This is a genomic window from Wolbachia endosymbiont (group B) of Chorthippus parallelus (assembly GCF_947251815.1).
Lineage (GTDB): Bacteria > Pseudomonadota > Alphaproteobacteria > Rickettsiales > Anaplasmataceae > Wolbachia.
Genome location: NZ_OX366390.1, coordinates 944,554 through 961,251, shown reverse-complemented (window position 1 = coordinate 961,251; position 16,698 = coordinate 944,554). Strand labels below are relative to the sequence as shown.

Below are 16,698 nucleotides of genomic sequence, written 5' to 3'. Positions count from 1 at the left end.
GTTGCTTAGCTTAAGTTTAAATTGCCAAAAAATGCAAACTTTATGATACTGAAGGAACTACTTTTTTGCTAGAAGGCAAAGCAGCAAGGAGCGAACCAAAAGCAATAAGAAAGGATCCAAGCCAGATTATAGACATTCCAGGTTTATAGTGCACTTTAGCTGCGATTTTGCTCTTACTCTTATCAATCTCTCCAATTACAACATAAATATCAGAAAATAAATTGTGGTAGATACTGCTTTCAACATTTTTCTGACCTTCCGCAAGGTAAAATCTATATTCAGGAGTTACATCACCTATTACCTTACTATTAAGCAAATTCCTGATATCCATTGTACCCCTCACTGCATGAAAATTTTTTTCTTTTATTAGCTCAATATTTCGTAAAGTAACTTTAAATTTATTGACTGTTATGCTGTCTCCTATTCCCAAGTAGTTTTCTTTTTTCTCCTGCCAACCAACTGAATAAGATATACCAAGCACTAGAATTGCCACTCCAGCATGAGCAAGCATCATTGCATAGTAGGACTTAGAAACTCTTCTTGCGAGTAAAATTGATTCACCAAACGCTACCTTAAACAAACAAATTCTTTTACTATATGCTTCTAAAACAAAGATTAATAATGCTATGGAGATGGTAATTGATAGCACAATCATTAGTTCCATGTAAAAGATAAACGGCAAAATAGCTGCAGCACTACAAAATGAAAATCTATATTCACGGAATATTGGCAATAGACTATTTCCCTGCCAACTGCAGTATTGCCCTATCATGGTGAGCACTAGAATAGCTAGTGCAATAGAGTTAAATAAAGAATTGTAATATGGTGCTCCAACTGAAATTAATTCACCAGTTAAATACTCAAGCACTGTAGGGTATAAAGTGCCAACGAACACGATGAAAAAGGCAGTGATGAATAATAAATTGTTCATCAGCATCATCGTAAGGCGTGAAAAGAATCTTCTACCCTCTGTCACTTGAGTAGCAGATTTCTTTTCAGATTCCAATATCGAATACTGGAAAGATGTGTGATTCTTTCTCGTAAACACTACAAATATTACTAAGCTACTGACTGTAATTACACCAAGTAGAGCTAATATATACAGTCCATATCTTGGGTCATCTGCAAACGTGTGCACTGAGGTAAGTATTCCTGAGCGGACTAGAAATGTTCCAGTCACACTCAATATAAAAGTTGTGAGCGTAAGTAAAATAGTAAAGTTCCTTAAAGTATTGAAATTTCGTACAACGAGCAACAAATGTGTCAGCGCCACTGCAATTAGCCACGGCATCAAAGAAACGTTTTCCACTGGATCCCAGAACCAAAATCCACCCCAACCGAGTTCACGATATGCCCACCAGCTACCCAAGCTGATGCCCAAAGTGAGCAGCGACCAAGAAATAAGTACCCAAGGCCTGACAATTTTAGCCCAAACATTTCCTTCAGTATTTGCAATTAATCCAGCTATAGAGAGCGAAAAAGGAACGCTAAATCCAAGGTACCCCAAATATAATATCGGTGGATGAATAGCAAGGCCTATATCCTGCAATATCGGATTAAAACCAAGACCATTTGTTTCGATGCCTGGCATTTTAGTGAAGGGATTTGATTCAAGTAAAGTGAAGAGTAAAAAACAAAAGCAAATCAGTCCATGAATGATAAGAGATATTTTTTTTAATTTACTACCATTAGTTCGTTCTGGTGTCATTCCAGTACTTGACACTGGACTCCCGATACAATGTTGAACACTTTTTTTTTGCCTTTCGAGAGCGAGTTCTTTCAGCCGAAACACTACATGCACGTTATCATCATCAACTTCAATGCGTTGAACTAATTTTCTTATTATATCAAGTTTAGTTTCCCAATCCGCCTGATTAAGTTCCAACTCAACCTCAGAGGAAAAACTTTCTACACTACTTGTGATAAAATCTAATTCCCTCTGTAGCCTCTTTTCATCGACCATTTCTTCCCTTTGATCTCTAATTCCTTTTAACTCCTTTGCCATGCTCTCAACTTCTAAGTCATATTTTTCCTTCGTTATATGACCTCTTGCATATACATAAGCTAATCTTTCTATACCTTGTTCTATTTTATTTGCACGCTTTTCAAGTTCATCCTTTGCCTCTGTACTTTCATGTTTCACGAGTCTGAGCTGATATTCCTTAGTCATTGCTTCTGGTTCTTTGAGTACCATCTTTACTTCTTCCCATACTGCTTCTTCTAGTATATCAACTTGTATTGATTTGCTGTTACACACTCTATTCCCACCAAAACGATTTGCATCCGTTCCAGGGCATCGATAGTAACTTCTTCCTCCTTTAACATTACTCATTCCATAATAAATGTATTTACAACACTGACACACCATTAGCCCTTGTAATAGGTACCTTCTCCCACTTCGTTGCATTCTTGCTCTTTTTCTATTTTCAGATAGTTGCTCTTGTACTATATCAAATTTCAACTATATTTGGTATTTCTATATGAATCCAATTCTTTTTCTCAGTTTGATAAATGGAATAACTTTTTTTCCTCACTTTCCATATTGCTCTCACTTCTTTTTTTATTGATTCGTTTTACCAAATGCTGCTTGTCCTTTGTATGCTGGATTCCTCAACATTCTACACACTGTACCTGAATGCCAATTTCTTCTGCCCTTTGGAGCAGTAATATGCCTTCTTGTAGTTTCTTTTAAGCTCTGACCTATCCACTCAAACAGTATAATGCACCCCATAAACTAGACCAAAAAAAAATGGTTGATCCGAGTAGGAAGGTAAAGGGGTAAAAGTATGGCAACAAAAAAATATGAACCAGAGTTAAAAGCAAAGATAGCTTTGGAAGCAATAAAAAATCAAAAAAGCACATCTGAGATATGTAGTGAATATAAAATACCATCAACAAATCTATATGATTGGCGTGATAGAGTATTGGCAAGGTTAAAAGACCTATTTGTTGAAGAAAGTGAAAGTGCGAGAAAACAAAGAATCTTAGCGCAAGAAATAGAAAGTTTACATAAAGTAATAGGAGAATTGACAGTGGAAAATAGTTATTTGAAAAAAAAATTACTGAAATAAGCAAAAAAGATAGAGTAAGGTTTATAGAAAAAGATTCTGATCTATCAATTAGGAAACAGGCTGATTTACTGGGGATTTGCAGATCTAGCCTATATTATAGGCATATAATTAATAACGAAAGTGAAATTTGATTCAAGAAGTATATTTGGCTTCTGATTGCCGTTATGGATATCGTAAAATTACTGCTGAAATCATAGCGAGTGGAGTAGTAGTCAATCACAAAAAAATCTTAAGAATTATGAAAAAAATGAAGATTAGTGGGCTGTATTGTAGAAAAAGATGTAATACAAGTATTAAAGAAAAAAAGCATAAAATATATCCTTATTTACTCAAAGATTTGATTATTTGTAGAGTTAATCAGGTATGGGCTACTATATATTATGGTAGAAGGTAAGTTTGTCTATTTTGTGGCAATAATGGACTTGTATAGTCGCTATATTATTGCTCATTCATTATCACCATATCTCGATGCTGGATTTTGCCTTTATACTCTCAAAGAAGCTCTAAAACAAGGTAAACCTGAGATTTTTAATAGTGATCAAGGAGTGCAGTTTACTAGCTACAACTTTATTATGGAATTAGAGCGTGCTAATATTAAAATTAGTATGGATCATAAAGGACGTTGCTTCGACAATATATTTGTTGAGCGTTTATGGAGAACTTTAAAGCAAGAAGCTATATATTATTATAGACCAAATAGTATCAGAGATTTGAATCTTATAATAAACGATTTTGTTGGTTGGTATAACTATAAAAGGCGACATCAGACTCTACATTATAAAGTTCCTGCTGATCTTTATTATCATAAACAGTAAATGAATATATTGATAAATACTTTAAATGTGTGTCGACGTATTTATCAACATATTCATTTTAAAAATCGGATCACTTTGAAAAAAATGGTCTAGACAAATGGGTGCATTATAAACTTTGCTTCTTCTCTGACTACATGCTTTATATAGCGGTATCCATAAGCCCATTACACTTATACACCCTTTCCTTGCTGCATGGAGTTTTCCCCTTCGACTTCTTTCCATTATCTTTGCACATTCGTATTCTGAGATTAATCCTTGTACTCCTAGCAATAATTTTAACTCTGGATTATTTTCAGTCTTATAATTTAGGAATATTACTTCTGCTCCTTCTTTCTCAAACTCTTCAAGTAATATCATCTGGTGCGAAGATTTTCTTGATAGGTGAATGAATGTAAATTTTATTAATTTCACCTTCTCCTACTTTATCTCGTAAACCTTCTCGTTTTAAATTCCACCCACTAAAGCCATTGTCCTTAAATTTATTCTCATTCAATAATTTATGTTCATCTGTAGCAATTCTACGCTCAAGCTCTACAACTTGACTCTCTATTGTATTGTTCTGTTCTTGTTTCCTCGATGAAACTCTTGCATATAAGGCCACTGTTGTCATTCTTTTCCACCTCTTTTTTATTTAAAAATTCCTTTTTCTTTCTTTCCATTAATCGTTTTAGTAGTACTCCGTAAGCATCTGATAAACACTTGTCTGATAACTTACTTGGTTCATAATGACGATGAATAGTAAACGTTCTTTCTCGCATATTTTTCTCCTGTAAATGCTTTAGTATAGTATTTTCTAAAATGGATGATAAAGTTCCATTATGGCATTACCAACCAAAAGTTGTAAGTCTGTATATTTATACATTAGAGGTCTGAGACGGCTTTTGATGTTATGCCAACAGTGTTCTATGGGATTCAAATCTGGTGAATATGTTGGAAGATAGAGCAAATGACAGCCAAAAGATTCTATTAATGACCTTGTTGTAGGAGTCTTATGAAATGTAGCATTATCCATAACTATGGTTGTACCAGGTTGTAACTGTGGAAGTAATATCTGCTCTAACCATGCATTAAATACTTCTTTGTTACACCCTCCAGTAAAAGTTATTGGTGCAATAAATCTCTTTCCAATCCACCCGGCTACTATACTGATTCTCTCTCGCTGGAATATCTTCATAAATTTTCTTTCCTCTTGGAGCGCGCCCATACTCTCGGTATAATCTATTGTCAACTCCTGCTTCATCTATATATAAGGTGCTAGAATGGTCTATTTTTGAGATTTTATCGGTAAATTGCTGTCTATCTTCTTGATTGCGCTCTTGATATAGTGTGACTTTTTTTTAAAGTAATTCTTAGCTGTTTTAGTCTATACCAAATTGAATGTATTCCAAATCCAAGATTTCGTTTCATCTCTGCCAGAGTATGATCTGGATTCTTTGTAACATATTCTTTGAGTATTTTTGGGTCTATTTTTCGAATAAAGCTGCCGTTTTTAGATGGCTTTAGGCTTTCACCAGCAGCTTTCTTTTTTAACCAGCGGTACAGAGTTGCTATTCCTATCTCCATAAGCTCTGCTACCTCAATCTTCGTCTTCCCTTTTTCTATCATCAATACTGCCTTTTCCCTTAAATCCACACTATATGCCATTATAACTTAAATACCTTATTATATCTTTATCATTTACTTTAGGAAATACTATAGTGCAGGAAGCCTTGCCACTCCCTTTTTTTCCATCAATCCATTTACCTTTGCGAAAAAGACCAATTGTTAGCTTTCTACAGCCCTTCAAAATTGGTATTAAAGACTGTTTTATCTTCTTTTATAGCCACTTTTATCAACTCTTCCTTCGCTGCCTCCGCTTTTCAAATAACTCTTCAATTCTGTCTGTTTCTTTCTTCAATACTTCAGTTACTTCTTTACTATTTTTTGCATAATCCATTGCTGTCATTCCAAATTCATCCTCTTGCTCTATTTCTCCTCCAGCTTTTACTAGCTCCTCCACTATTTCTTTTTCTGTTATCTAAGTGGAGAAAGTCACCTCTCCCCACTCGACTGCAGAACCGTACGTGACAGGTTACCGTCATACGGCTCCTCTGCAATTTGGTGCTTGTCATGCACACTTCCTGTGTAAAATATCGTGACAATGTCCATGTAATAATAATAAATTTTTGATCATATTATTTTTCCTATTTTGGTCTTTATGGTGTATTTCTAGAATATCATCACTCTTGAACCAAAGTTGACATTGATCACATTTGCCTTGTTGTAACTTCAACAGCTTTATCACTCTCGGTGATTTATCTAGTATTCTATTAAGACGATTCCCCCAGTAAACCCAATCACCATCGTATGGAGATTTGGTTCCTTTCACTTTGATATGTCGCTTAATAACATGATCTCCGTGTCTTATAAGATTCACTTCGTTACTTGTCATAAATCGCCAATTATCATTACCATACTTCTTGAAGTACTTTCTTTTGATCCAGCATTTTCCTTTGTTTGGGTGTTTATATAACGCCCACTTCCAAAGTTTTCTGAACATTACACTGTCGATAAGATTAAATGTTTCACTTGAAACTACACAAGAGTAATATTGACTCCATCCTCTAATAATTGGATTAAGTACTTTAATTACTATTTCTTGTGTTGCTCCCCTCAATTTTCTAATCTTATGTTTGATAATGAACTTATGTTGTTTCATAGATTCACGACTTGGTTTGATTAATAACTTGTAACCTTTCTTGTTATTTCTTGCTAGGTAGTGTCTTATTGAAAATCCTAGAAAATCAAAGCCTGGTTTATCCCCATCTAAGGTATGGGAAATCCTTGTTTTTGAAGGTTTTAGTTCTAATCCAATGATTTTTAACCATTCTTTGATTAGTACCTTTGTCTTAATAAGGATCTCCTCACTCTCATGTATAACAACAAAATCATCAGCATAAAAAATTATACTAAGAGCTTGTTGTGCCCGTTGCTGCGATGCTGTACCATACTTTCTTCTTCTATATAGAAAAAGTTCACTTTTTAATGCTTCTTTAATATATTGTTCCATACCGTGTAATGCTATACAAGCCAATAATGGAGAGATAGTTCCTCCTTGAATTGTACCACTCTTAGTTGGCTGGAAAATTCTATTTTCTATTACTCCTGCTCTCAACCATCCTTTTATTGTTTTTCTTAATGTTGGTGTGGTGTTGAGTTTTTCAAGCAATGCATAGTGTTTAATATTATCGAAACATCCTGAAATATCAGCATCTAAACAATATGCTGTTTTCTGACTTAGTGCATTGAATATGGCCTTCATAGCATCGTGGCAAGATCTACCAGGTCTAAAACCATACGTGTTCGGCTCAAATTTTGCTTCCCATTCAGGTTCCAATGCCATTTTTACAAGTGTTTGTTTTGCTCGACACGATATAGTGGGAATACCAAGGGGACGACGCTCCAATGGCTTGCCAGGTTTTGGTATCCAGACTCGTCTTGATGGTTTTGCTCTTCCTCTTAAATCCATAGAATTTGCTAATTGCATTCTTTCTTTTTGGTCGAGATTGGCTTTCCCATCAATACCTGCAGTCTTTTTCCCTCTATTGTCCTGTGTTACTCTTCTAACTGCGAGCATCCTTGCACTTGTTGATTTGAGTAATAATCTCTGAAGATTATGCATCTTTTTGATATCATTACATTTAGAAGCTTGGTAAATTCGTTTTTGTAGCTTAAATGAAGATTTCTCCAGCTTACGCCAAATTCCATTCATACCTAACATTTTGTTGGCTCATAACATGTTCACTACTACTCATAACTTTACCTTCCAAATTACAGTGTTTACGTCTGCATATCCCAAATATTACTTTGGGCGTTAGCTTCTTAAACAATCCTCCCACATAGAAGCTTACGGTTGGCTACCTACTTATATCTAAATAAATATAAGAGCATCTATGCGGTTACTCCGTTCCATGATTTTGTTTCATGTTGGACTTAGGTTCTTACTTTTTGCCGGAAGCTGAGAACATCCATAATCAAGTGGTAGGATCTTGATTCCTCTTTGCGCTTCTACCATTTTGGTCTATGCGTATCAGCCTTATTTCGCATATTCATGTTGACGACAATTCAAACATAAGTTCCTTTCGTAACCTTATCCAACTCTGTTCGCAGGGATTTACCATAAGGTTTAGTATTACCTGCTTTTGTCTCATGCTTGCACCCCAGAAGTTGCCACTTTCTAAAATGTGAGACATACTTTATCCCTGATGTTTAGGGAAGATGGAATTTAACCACCACAAAATCACGACTTTCGGGTCGCACCCTACCATACATGCAAGGTGCAGCAGTGTGCATTTACTGCCATACTCTTCAGCATTTACACTTGCTCCTGACTTTATCAATTCTCTAACTGTTTCTAGATGTTTCTCCGTTATCGCTAGATGCAGTGCTGTATGTCCTCTTACATCTGCTGCATTCACATTCGCTCCGCAGACACACAAATAAAAAGTACATTTTATCCATTGACGTAGGTGGAATTAGAGGAATAATCTCAGCAATTGTTCTAGTAGAAATAGAAAAAAGAACAAGAAAGAGGGTAGCTGAAATCTTTGATCTTATGGTAGGGACCTCAACCGGTGGAATTGTTGTAGCAGGATTATGTAAAAAAGATGAGTGAGGAAATCCTCAATATTCAGCCAATGATTTAGTTGAGCTTTATCAAAAATACGGTTCATATATTTTTAAATCTTCATTCTTCAGGCGATCAATATTATCTTGGTTTAATTGTTCACAATACCCACATAAAAATATTGAATCTGTACTGGATAAATATTTTGGAAAGGATATTCTAAAAAATACATTAAGTAAGGTACTGATAATAAGTTATGATATTAACAACAACTATCCTTTCTTTTTTAAGAGCTGGAAAGAAGATAGAAATTTTATCCCTCAAACAGAATAAGATCTGATTTATTAATTAAGTAATATAGTTAGTAATTACATAAATTTGACATATCATTAAAATAGTATTAAACTAGATGCATAAAGCAATTAATTAGGGGGTTTTAATGTTCAGTAATATTATAGAATCTGGTGCTAAATCATTAGCTAAAATATCTAGTAACAAGAAATTTTGTAAACCATCCAATTTCTGTACAGAAAATAAAGACTATCTGTTAGATCTGTCAGTTCTAGAGCTGGTTCAAAAAGGTACAGTGTTTCTGCCAAAAAAATACTACCTAATGATGTTAGTTGGAGTGTTTTCAATTTTACTTATCAAAAAGATCCTTTAATGTTACCAATTTTATTGAGATACTTCACTCACAAAAATTTACTTCAAGAAGCAAAAGATGATTTGAATAGAATAAATCGCAAATTACAAAGTGAAATGAATAATGATCTAAAAAAGCTACGAGACAAGCAAAAGCAATTAGAAAACGAATTAGCTAAATTACTTGATAAAGAAATGAATGCTAAACATGCTAAAGTACTCGCTACAAATAGTAACACAATAGCAAAAATTGCATCTAGAATTGAGGAAATTGAATTACGTAAAGGGAAGATAAAAGAACTATTCAGTAATGAAAAAGCGACAGGTAGCACTTTTTCTGAGGAGGAGAAATATTATTTTATGCTAAGAGATGAGCTTACAAAAATGATGAAAAAAGAACTAAAAGCTTATATAAAGGGTAATAAGGATGATGTTGAAAAAACATATCAGAATCTTAACAGTAAAGCGAAAAAGATTATAATATTGCATCATCTAAAGAAGTGCTCGCGGGTGTGCTTATTAGGCTTTTTTTTATTCTCGATTCTTTTTGTAATGTTTATTATAGTATCATTTCTCACTCCTGTGCTTGTAGAATATACTGCTGTTATCAGCTTTATGCTTTTTAACTTTTGTCTCCCTATATTACTAATGTTACCAATTCTACTGCCAATTGTTATTACGCTACTTGTAGTAGTAGGTGTAATTCACTTAGTAAATAGGCATTATGAACAAAGTTTTGTGAAGGAGATGGAAGACTTTATAAAAGGATCAAAATATGTAGATAAAACAACTAATACTGAAAATATAGAAGAACTAAAACAAGAAGAAAAAGAGCAGACGGTGAAAGACTTAATAGATCTTTCTTATAATAATGATGAATGTGAAGATCAAATAACACCTTCAGCACCAACATTGGAGGAAATAGCGAAAAGATCGTTCTTGTATCCAAATCTTGAAAGATACTTGCCTTCTTCCCCTAATATAATGGAGTAAAGAAAGTAGATTACAGGGAGGCTTTGTTGCATGGCTACTATAACTAACCAAACAAAGCTTTCCTGAATTAAGTTTTAATGATAGTAAAAGTACATTAAAATAAATTAGAGAGGGAAAATGCAAAAACCATACAGTGAAGACCTGAGAGAAAAAGTATTAAAAGTGTTTGATGCGGGAGAAATGACAATAATAAAAAAAGTTTGTGAAACGTTTAACATTGACGAAAAAACGTTGTATTGGTGGAGGAAAAGGAAAGAAGAGGCCGGAAGTGTTAAACCTGCATCTGGGTTGTATATTAAATCAAAGTCGCAAGACTATGACAAGCAAGGAGTGATACTGTCAACTGGGTTGATTGGTAAAAATCGTAGGGACCTTAGTACACTCCTAGCTTAAAATAATGTAGTACGAACGGTAGAAGGATCTAAAAGATCGAATTACAACCCTGTATAGCATTTACGTTATTATTTGATTATATTTATAGGTATAAAAATGGCTAGAATAGTTTTTATGGGTATTGATGTTTCAAAAAAAACACTTGATATCTCAATCGACAATAAACATCAGCGTATAGAGAATGAAGAAAGGGCTATATCTGAGTTTATAAGATCAAGAATGACTAACAATATATTTGTTAAGTTATGTGCAGTAGAATCAACAGGCGGTTACGAAAAACTTGTCATAAAATTGTTGCGAGAACATAACATAGCTGTTCATAGAGCTCACCCAAACCGGGTATATGCGTTCGCAAAAGCCTGCAACCACTTTGCAAAAACAGACAAATCAGATGCAAAATTGCTAGAAAAGTATGCCGAATTTATCACGAAAAATGATGAGGTAGTAGAATACATAGTTTCACAAAAGCAAGAAGAACTAAAAGAATTAAGGGCAGTTGAGCGCAACCTAAACGACGATGTTCACGCAAATATGTGTCGTTTACATAAGGTTACAGGGAAAGCTAGGGAATATATAGAAAAACAGGTAGAATTTGCCAAAAAACAATTAGAGCAAATTAGACAGGATATAGAAGGTATAATAAACTCTGACCCTGATTTGAAGGAAAAAAGCAAACTGCTAACTAGCTATAAAGGTGTTGGACGAAAAATAGCAAGTATCCTACTCATAGAGGTACCTGAGCTTGGCAGGCTAGATAATAAGGAAATAGCTTGTCTAATTGGAGTTGCACCAAAAACCAATGAAAGCGGAAGGAAAGTGAGTAAAGCTCAAATCATAGGTGGCAGATTTTATGCTCGAAAAGCATTATACATGTCTGCCGTGGTTGCTATTCGTCATAATAGGAAAATGAAAGCACTTTACCAGCGTTTGGTTGACTCTGGTAAAGCCACTAAGGTTGCATTAGTTGCTGTGATGAGAAAAATCGTCGTTTGTTTAAATGCCATGATAAAAAACAACAATTTTTATCTTGATGCTTAAGACGGTAGGTACCAAAAAGGACATGGTCATAAGACTAAAGACTTAGACAGCTTTAATCAATTATATTTTGCCATTTTATAGATTAAAAAAATTTAACTTATCCTTTTCAAATAATATTAGCATGACTTACCTTTTTTTGGGGTCTAGTAATTCTCTAGTAATTCTCTAGTAATTCTCTTCTTGAATTCTATGGTATTTTGTTTAACATTGACGCATGAATCTGGGATCCAGGCCTTTTTTTCTCCAGGTTCCAGCGTCACGTGCTGCAATGACATTGATAGGTTTGATGGAGGTGAAATCACTGGAACATCAAAATAATCACGTTTTTTATAAATAGAAGGGTAGTTTGCATTCATGCATAGCACTTCAATTTTTTCTTTAAATATCGGCTGTAAGTATAGTTTTTTCCTCTCATATAATGCTCCATATTGAATAACTAGATCATACCAAGAGCCCTTTTGCACTGGCTCTTTGCCTAAAATGTATAATTCATCTTCAGCACGCGTAAGTGCCACGTACAGCAAACGCAAATATTCGTTATAATCCTCTAGTTTTTTCTCTCTTTTTACTTGATCACAATAAGCATTATTATTTTTGCCACACCAAAATGGTGCTTCCGTTGTATCAAACAAAATACTTTCGCTGTTTCTTGGCACTGTATTTGTGTCAACTAAAAACACTATTGGAGTTTGTAGACCTTTTGATTTATGAATTGTCATTATTCGTACAGCATTGCGTTCTGATTGCATATCATTTTTAATCTCAGGATTATTTTCTTTGATCCACTGAACAAATGCTTGAAGAGATGGGTGCTCAAATTGCAATACGAGGTTCATAAATTCGTCTAGAATCTCGAAGCACTCAAGACCTAGCCTTGCAGCAAATTTCTTTTTGCCTGTGCGCAATATATGCGTGAATAGTGTAAGAGGGGATTCTGTCTTAGATAAATTAATCAGATAGTTTAATTCATTCGAGGTAATCTCATGATAATCATGAAGTTTTTCCCACAACGACTGTTCTTTACGATCATATGCAATCTTGAATAAATCATCCTCAGTAAAGTTGAATAGCGGTGATTTTAAAACATTTGCAAGAGCCAGATCATTTGCCTGAAGGAGGAGGAATTCAGCCAAAGCTATTAAGTCCTGCACAGCTATGTAATCCATAATTCTAAAATAATCTCGGCCTATAACTGGTACATTTACTTTTTTTAGTTCACTTATTATGTAGTCAACTAGCGCATTTCGTTGCCGTACCAAAATCATAATGTCCCTTGGTTCTATATTGCGATCTTTGGCGACTAAAATCCGCCCTTCGTTTAACCAATTGTGAATTCTTTGGGCTATTGCCTGAGCAAGTAATCGATCCTTTACTACATAATCTTTCCTCTGTGTTAAATGAATTTGTAAGGCTTGCTGCTCTTCCTCTTCATATCCTGGCAGTAATGGCCAAATTTCAATGTATCCTTGATCGTTTTCTCTATGTGGAATATGTTTTATCTCGTTATCATCAAAAGATATTTCTTCACGAAAATTGTTGAATATTTTGTCTACAAGCATCAAAATTTCTGGAGTTGAGCGAAATGACTTTTCAAGTTGACATAATATCCAATCTCTACCACCAGTTTTTGTGTGAAAATACTGCTGCATGTAATTAAATAGATGGGGATTTGCTCCTTGAAATCTGTAAATTGATTGTTTTACATCACCAACAACAAATAAAGTTCTCTTTTCATCACCGCCGGTAAAAAATTCATTGCAGAGATTTGTTATAATTTTCCATTGACTAATACTATTGTCTTGTGCCTCGTCAACAAGAATGTGGTCTATTTTTTGGTCTAGATTAAACAATATCCAATCTTTATCGCCTGGATTGCTAAGGAGATTTGTTGCTAAATTGATGATATCATCATAATCAAGCAGTGCATTCTTTGATTTTTCATTATTATATAGATCAACATATACTTTAAATATACTAAGTAAACTACTGGTTCTTGCGAATATTTGATAAGAATTTATGTCCTTCACATGGGTAAACAATGCATTTTGAATGCTTTCTATCATTTGCTCTACGTCTTCAAATTTTTCCAAAGCACCCTTTGTTATAATGGATGATATGCTCTTTTTTTCGTACGATTCTGATTTGAGAAATACTTTAGCTAAGTTCTCTATCTTGTTGTCATCCCAGTGCTTGACACTGGGATCCATATTTCTTTTTTTCTGGATCCCAGTGTCAAGCACTGGGATGACAACATTTGGTACGGACGATTTTGTGCTATTACACCAATCATAAAGTATCGCACTGTAACTCTGATCTCTTTTGCTGCCCTCACTTAATATTTTAGCTAATCTTTTTATCTGCTCAATCGTTTCACTCTGTAAATCGTGAATCTTATCTGGGGCACTTAGTTTATCTTTGATATACCCTAAATTATTTTCTAGAGCTGATCTCTTTATACATAAGGTATAGAGTAAATCACTCAGCTTGTTTTCATCAATTTCAGCTGCAATGATATTTATATCGTCCTGCACAGTTTCATTATGAAGCGTTTTTTCAAATACGATGGAATGCAATTCTTTACATTCGCTCAACGTACAATTTGGAGCGATACCAGCTTCTGTAGGAAAGCTGGAGATTAATTTGTAACAAAAGGCGTGTATAGTTTGAATATTAAGACCAATATTTTCCAGTTCAGAAAAAAGCCTTCTTGCTCTTGTTAAATAATCTTTATTTTCTCTGGTCACACACTGGGCTAATTGTTCTAAATCTGTGACCAATATACCCTCTGGACATATTGCCCACTTACTAAGTGTACTGTAAATGCGATCCTTCATTTCATTTGCTGCAGCATTGGTAAATGTTAAGCAGAGAATATTTCTCTTATTCTCTAATAGAAGTCTTAATACTCTGTCTATTAAGATCTTTGTTTTACCTGTACCAGCTGATGCACTTACCCATACAGAGAAGTTAGGATTTATGGTATTTGATCTCATTAGGAGTGTATAAAGTTTGACTGAAGTGGCATTTCAAGTATAGTAAATAAGATAGTGTTAGTGAAGATATACAGATGGAAAGTTTTTGTGTAAAGGCTCCTGCAAAGATCAATCTTTTTTTACATATTATAAATAGAGAAGAAAGAGGGTATCATTTAATTGAAAGTTTGGTTGTCTTTGCTAAACTTTCTAATTTTTTAGAGATAAAAGTAGGAGAAAAAAACTTTAGATATGATAACTCTACAGTTCAATTTGTAAACTCTGAGTTTAAAATAAATTATCGATATAATACTATAACGAAAGCATTGAGTCTACTGCTTAGGCATGCTCCTGTACGCACTAAAGTCACTGTGAAGGTTGTAAAAAATGTACCAATTGCTGCGGGATTTGGTAGTGGTTCCTCAGATGCTGGAGCTGTGATACGCATGCTGGGAGAGCTTTGGAACATTGATAGGCAAATTTTAAATGATATAGCTTTAAGCGTTGGTGCTGATGTGCCTGCAAGTGTAGATAGTAAGCCAGTTTTTGTTAGAGGTGTTGGTGAGGAATTATGTCCCATTAAACAATGCTCTTTACCCATAAGTCTGGTACTTGTGAAACCAAAAAAAAAGTTTTTGAATACATCAGAAGTATTTTCCAAGTATAAAGAGGATTTCTCTAATCCAATTAAGTGGAGTGATAAAACTGAGGAGAATTTGTTAGAGCTTCTTAAAGAGACAAAAAATGACCTGCAAGAAGCAGCAATAAGTCTTGTACCTGAAATTCAGAATGTAATATCAACACTAGAGTCACAAGAAGGCTCTATACTTTCTCGTATGTCAGGTAGTGGTGTAGGGTGTTTTGGAATGTTTGATAGTGAAGAAAGTGCAAAAGCTGCAGCGGCAAATATCAAAAAGGAATATCCAGAATGGTGGGTGTGCGACACGGAATTAATGGTTTGATTTATGCCCTTAATTTCCAAGAAGAAAAATCTTATAGATGGTTACAGGGAAGAAAGATTTTGGGTAAATAATCAAGAATATCATGGCTCAATTATAATTTTTCCTGAAAAGGTGATTAAATTGAAAGAAAGTGATATAAATAACAAGGAGTATTTTAAATCTTTTTTAACAGAGGAAATAGAGATTTTGATAATAGGTACTGGTAAGATACGCGATTGTTCAATGAAGTCTTATCTTATGGAGCAAAAGAATTTAAATTTTGAATTTATGACGACGGGTTCTGCATGCAGAACCCATAACGTTTTAATATCTGAAGATAGATTTGTTGTCAGTTATCTGATAGCATGTTAGAGATATTTACACAGAGTTTTTTTATAAACAGTCTAATTGCGGTAATTATGATTAGCCTAGTCACAGGAGCTCTAGGGTCATTTATGATATGGCAAAGGTTATCGTATTTAGGTGATAGTTTGTCCCATTCTTCATTGCTTGGTATTGCACTTGCTTTGATCTTTAATATCAGCCCATCGGTAAGTATAATGCTCATTGCAATTATGTTTGCTATACTACTTTCTCTTAATTTTAATAAATTATACTCTGCTGATACGATATTGAACATAGTTACCAATGTAGTTTTATCATCGAGTTTAATACTTATGTCTTTTCTTCCATCAGGTAATAATAGTATTATTAGCTCACTTTTTGGTGACATATTAATGATTGACCAAAGTAATATAATATCAATTTTTCTAACCTCCGTAATAGTTACTTTGATATTAATATTTAGATGGCGCTATTGGCTGATGATTTCGATTAATCAAGATTTGGCAACAGTTGAGAAAGTACATGTTAATTTTGTTAGGCTAGAATTTTTGATTATACTCGCTATCTTTATTGCAATTTCTGCTCAATTAATAGGAATATTACTCATTGCTGCATTTTTGTTAATACCTGCTGCATCAGCAAGACTCATTTCAAAAACTCCAATGCAAATGATTATTGTTGCAACAGTTTTTTCTGTGATTTCTGGAGTATCAGGTTTGATATTATCTGCAAGTTTTGACTTATTAACTGGACCTGCAATTATACTTATCGCAGCTGTGTATTTAATCATTGCTTATTTTATAAGATTGGTGTTAAGTAGATCGACTTAATTTTGGTCTCGGAAGTTCATAATTCATTAACAAATGAGTGTAACTATCTGAG

At 34.2% G+C, this 16,698-nt stretch carries 14 protein-coding genes and 6 pseudogenes; 9 read left to right on the top strand and 11 right to left on the bottom strand.

Features of this window, described 5'->3' with window-relative positions; translation table 11 throughout:
- Positions 1-40: 40 nt before the first annotated feature.
- From OPS21_RS04405 to OPS21_RS04400, 3 genes and pseudogenes are all read right to left on the bottom strand, one after another.
- A pseudogene (locus OPS21_RS04405) lies at positions 41-1,690 on the bottom strand (heme lyase CcmF/NrfE family subunit); the annotation flags it as partial.
- Between the two features lie 564 nt (positions 1,691-2,254).
- Positions 2,255-2,332: pseudogene (locus tag OPS21_RS08160) on the bottom strand (hypothetical protein); the annotation flags it as partial.
- 228 nt (positions 2,333-2,560) lie between these two features.
- On the bottom strand, positions 2,561-2,731 hold the full coding sequence (locus OPS21_RS04400) for a recombinase family protein (RefSeq protein ID WP_264337223.1): 171 nt from the start codon (positions 2,729-2,731) through the stop codon (positions 2,561-2,563).
- 55 nt (positions 2,732-2,786) lie between these two features.
- On the opposite strand from OPS21_RS04400, the pseudogene OPS21_RS04395 reads away from it, so the two are divergent.
- Positions 2,787-3,886 (top strand): annotated as a pseudogene (locus tag OPS21_RS04395) (IS3 family transposase).
- Positions 3,887-3,907: 21 nt separating this feature from the next.
- Here OPS21_RS04395 and OPS21_RS04390 read toward each other — a convergent pair.
- The 7 genes and pseudogenes from OPS21_RS04390 to OPS21_RS04360 form a co-directional block, all read right to left on the bottom strand.
- Positions 3,908-4,243 carry a recombinase family protein gene (locus OPS21_RS04390; RefSeq protein ID WP_264337222.1) on the bottom strand — a complete coding sequence of 112 codons (336 nt, stop codon included), beginning with the start codon at positions 4,241-4,243 and terminating at the stop codon, positions 3,908-3,910.
- Positions 4,230-4,496, bottom strand: a complete 267-nt coding sequence (locus OPS21_RS04385; RefSeq protein ID WP_264337221.1) for a recombinase family protein — start codon at positions 4,494-4,496, stop codon at positions 4,230-4,232. The genes OPS21_RS04390 and OPS21_RS04385 overlap by 14 nt, the downstream gene beginning before the upstream one ends.
- Before the next feature lie 183 nt (positions 4,497-4,679).
- Positions 4,680-5,126 (bottom strand): transposase, encoded by a 447-nt coding sequence (locus tag OPS21_RS04380; RefSeq protein ID WP_265027564.1) that lies wholly within the window; start codon positions 5,124-5,126, stop codon positions 4,680-4,682.
- Positions 5,127-5,182: 56 nt separating this feature from the next.
- A complete protein-coding gene (locus OPS21_RS04375; protein ID WP_264336275.1) occupies positions 5,183-5,530 on the bottom strand; it encodes a transposase in 348 nt (115 codons plus the stop codon).
- A 187-nt stretch (positions 5,531-5,717) separates the two neighbouring features.
- Positions 5,718-5,903: pseudogene (locus OPS21_RS04370) on the bottom strand (ankyrin repeat domain-containing protein); the annotation flags it as partial.
- Positions 5,904-5,993: 90 nt separating this feature from the next.
- The gene (ltrA, locus tag OPS21_RS04365) at positions 5,994-7,646 is read right to left on the bottom strand and encodes a group II intron reverse transcriptase/maturase (RefSeq protein ID WP_264337220.1); all 1,653 of its coding nucleotides are present in this window, start codon (positions 7,644-7,646) and stop codon (positions 5,994-5,996) included.
- Positions 7,647-8,184: 538 nt separating this feature from the next.
- Positions 8,185-8,352: pseudogene (locus OPS21_RS04360) on the bottom strand (ankyrin repeat domain-containing protein); the annotation flags it as partial.
- Between OPS21_RS04360 and OPS21_RS04355 the strand changes: the two are divergent.
- The 5 genes and pseudogenes from OPS21_RS04355 to OPS21_RS04335 all read left to right on the top strand — a co-directional run.
- Positions 8,334-8,798: pseudogene (locus OPS21_RS04355) on the top strand (patatin-like phospholipase family protein); the annotation flags it as partial. The pseudogenes OPS21_RS04360 and OPS21_RS04355 overlap by 19 nt on opposite strands.
- A 133-nt stretch (positions 8,799-8,931) precedes the next feature.
- Positions 8,932-9,156, top strand: coding sequence for a hypothetical protein (locus OPS21_RS04350; protein WP_265027563.1), 225 nt, complete (start codon positions 8,932-8,934; stop codon positions 9,154-9,156).
- A gap of 62 nt (positions 9,157-9,218) precedes the next feature.
- Complete coding sequence (locus OPS21_RS04345) at positions 9,219-10,127, top strand: hypothetical protein (RefSeq protein WP_265027562.1); 909 nt, start codon at positions 9,219-9,221, stop codon at positions 10,125-10,127.
- A gap of 117 nt (positions 10,128-10,244) precedes the next feature.
- Complete coding sequence (locus OPS21_RS04340) at positions 10,245-10,520, top strand: IS630 transposase-related protein (RefSeq protein ID WP_265027560.1); 276 nt, start codon at positions 10,245-10,247, stop codon at positions 10,518-10,520.
- Positions 10,521-10,616: 96 nt separating this feature from the next.
- Positions 10,617-11,558 carry an IS110 family RNA-guided transposase gene (locus tag OPS21_RS04335; RefSeq protein WP_264336543.1) on the top strand — a complete coding sequence of 314 codons (942 nt, stop codon included), beginning with the start codon at positions 10,617-10,619 and terminating at the stop codon, positions 11,556-11,558.
- Between the two features lie 143 nt (positions 11,559-11,701).
- Here OPS21_RS04335 and OPS21_RS04330 read toward each other — a convergent pair whose 3' ends face one another.
- The gene (locus OPS21_RS04330; RefSeq protein WP_264337218.1) at positions 11,702-14,551 is read right to left on the bottom strand and encodes a UvrD-helicase domain-containing protein; all 2,850 of its coding nucleotides are present in this window, start codon (positions 14,549-14,551) and stop codon (positions 11,702-11,704) included.
- A 74-nt stretch (positions 14,552-14,625) separates the two neighbouring features.
- On the opposite strand from OPS21_RS04330, the gene OPS21_RS04325 reads away from it, so the two are divergent.
- From OPS21_RS04325 to OPS21_RS04315, 3 genes are read left to right on the top strand one after another with little or no spacing between them, the layout of a single operon-like run.
- The gene (locus OPS21_RS04325) at positions 14,626-15,492 is read left to right on the top strand and encodes a 4-(cytidine 5'-diphospho)-2-C-methyl-D-erythritol kinase (RefSeq protein ID WP_264337217.1); all 867 of its coding nucleotides are present in this window, start codon (positions 14,626-14,628) and stop codon (positions 15,490-15,492) included.
- A 3-nt stretch (positions 15,493-15,495) separates the two neighbouring features.
- Positions 15,496-15,843 (top strand): Mth938-like domain-containing protein, encoded by a 348-nt coding sequence (locus tag OPS21_RS04320; RefSeq protein WP_017532635.1) that lies wholly within the window; start codon positions 15,496-15,498, stop codon positions 15,841-15,843.
- A complete protein-coding gene (locus tag OPS21_RS04315) occupies positions 15,837-16,646 on the top strand; it encodes a metal ABC transporter permease (RefSeq protein WP_007302687.1) in 810 nt (269 codons plus the stop codon). Before OPS21_RS04320 ends, OPS21_RS04315 begins: the two co-directional genes overlap by 7 nt.
- Positions 16,647-16,698 lie beyond the last annotated feature (52 nt).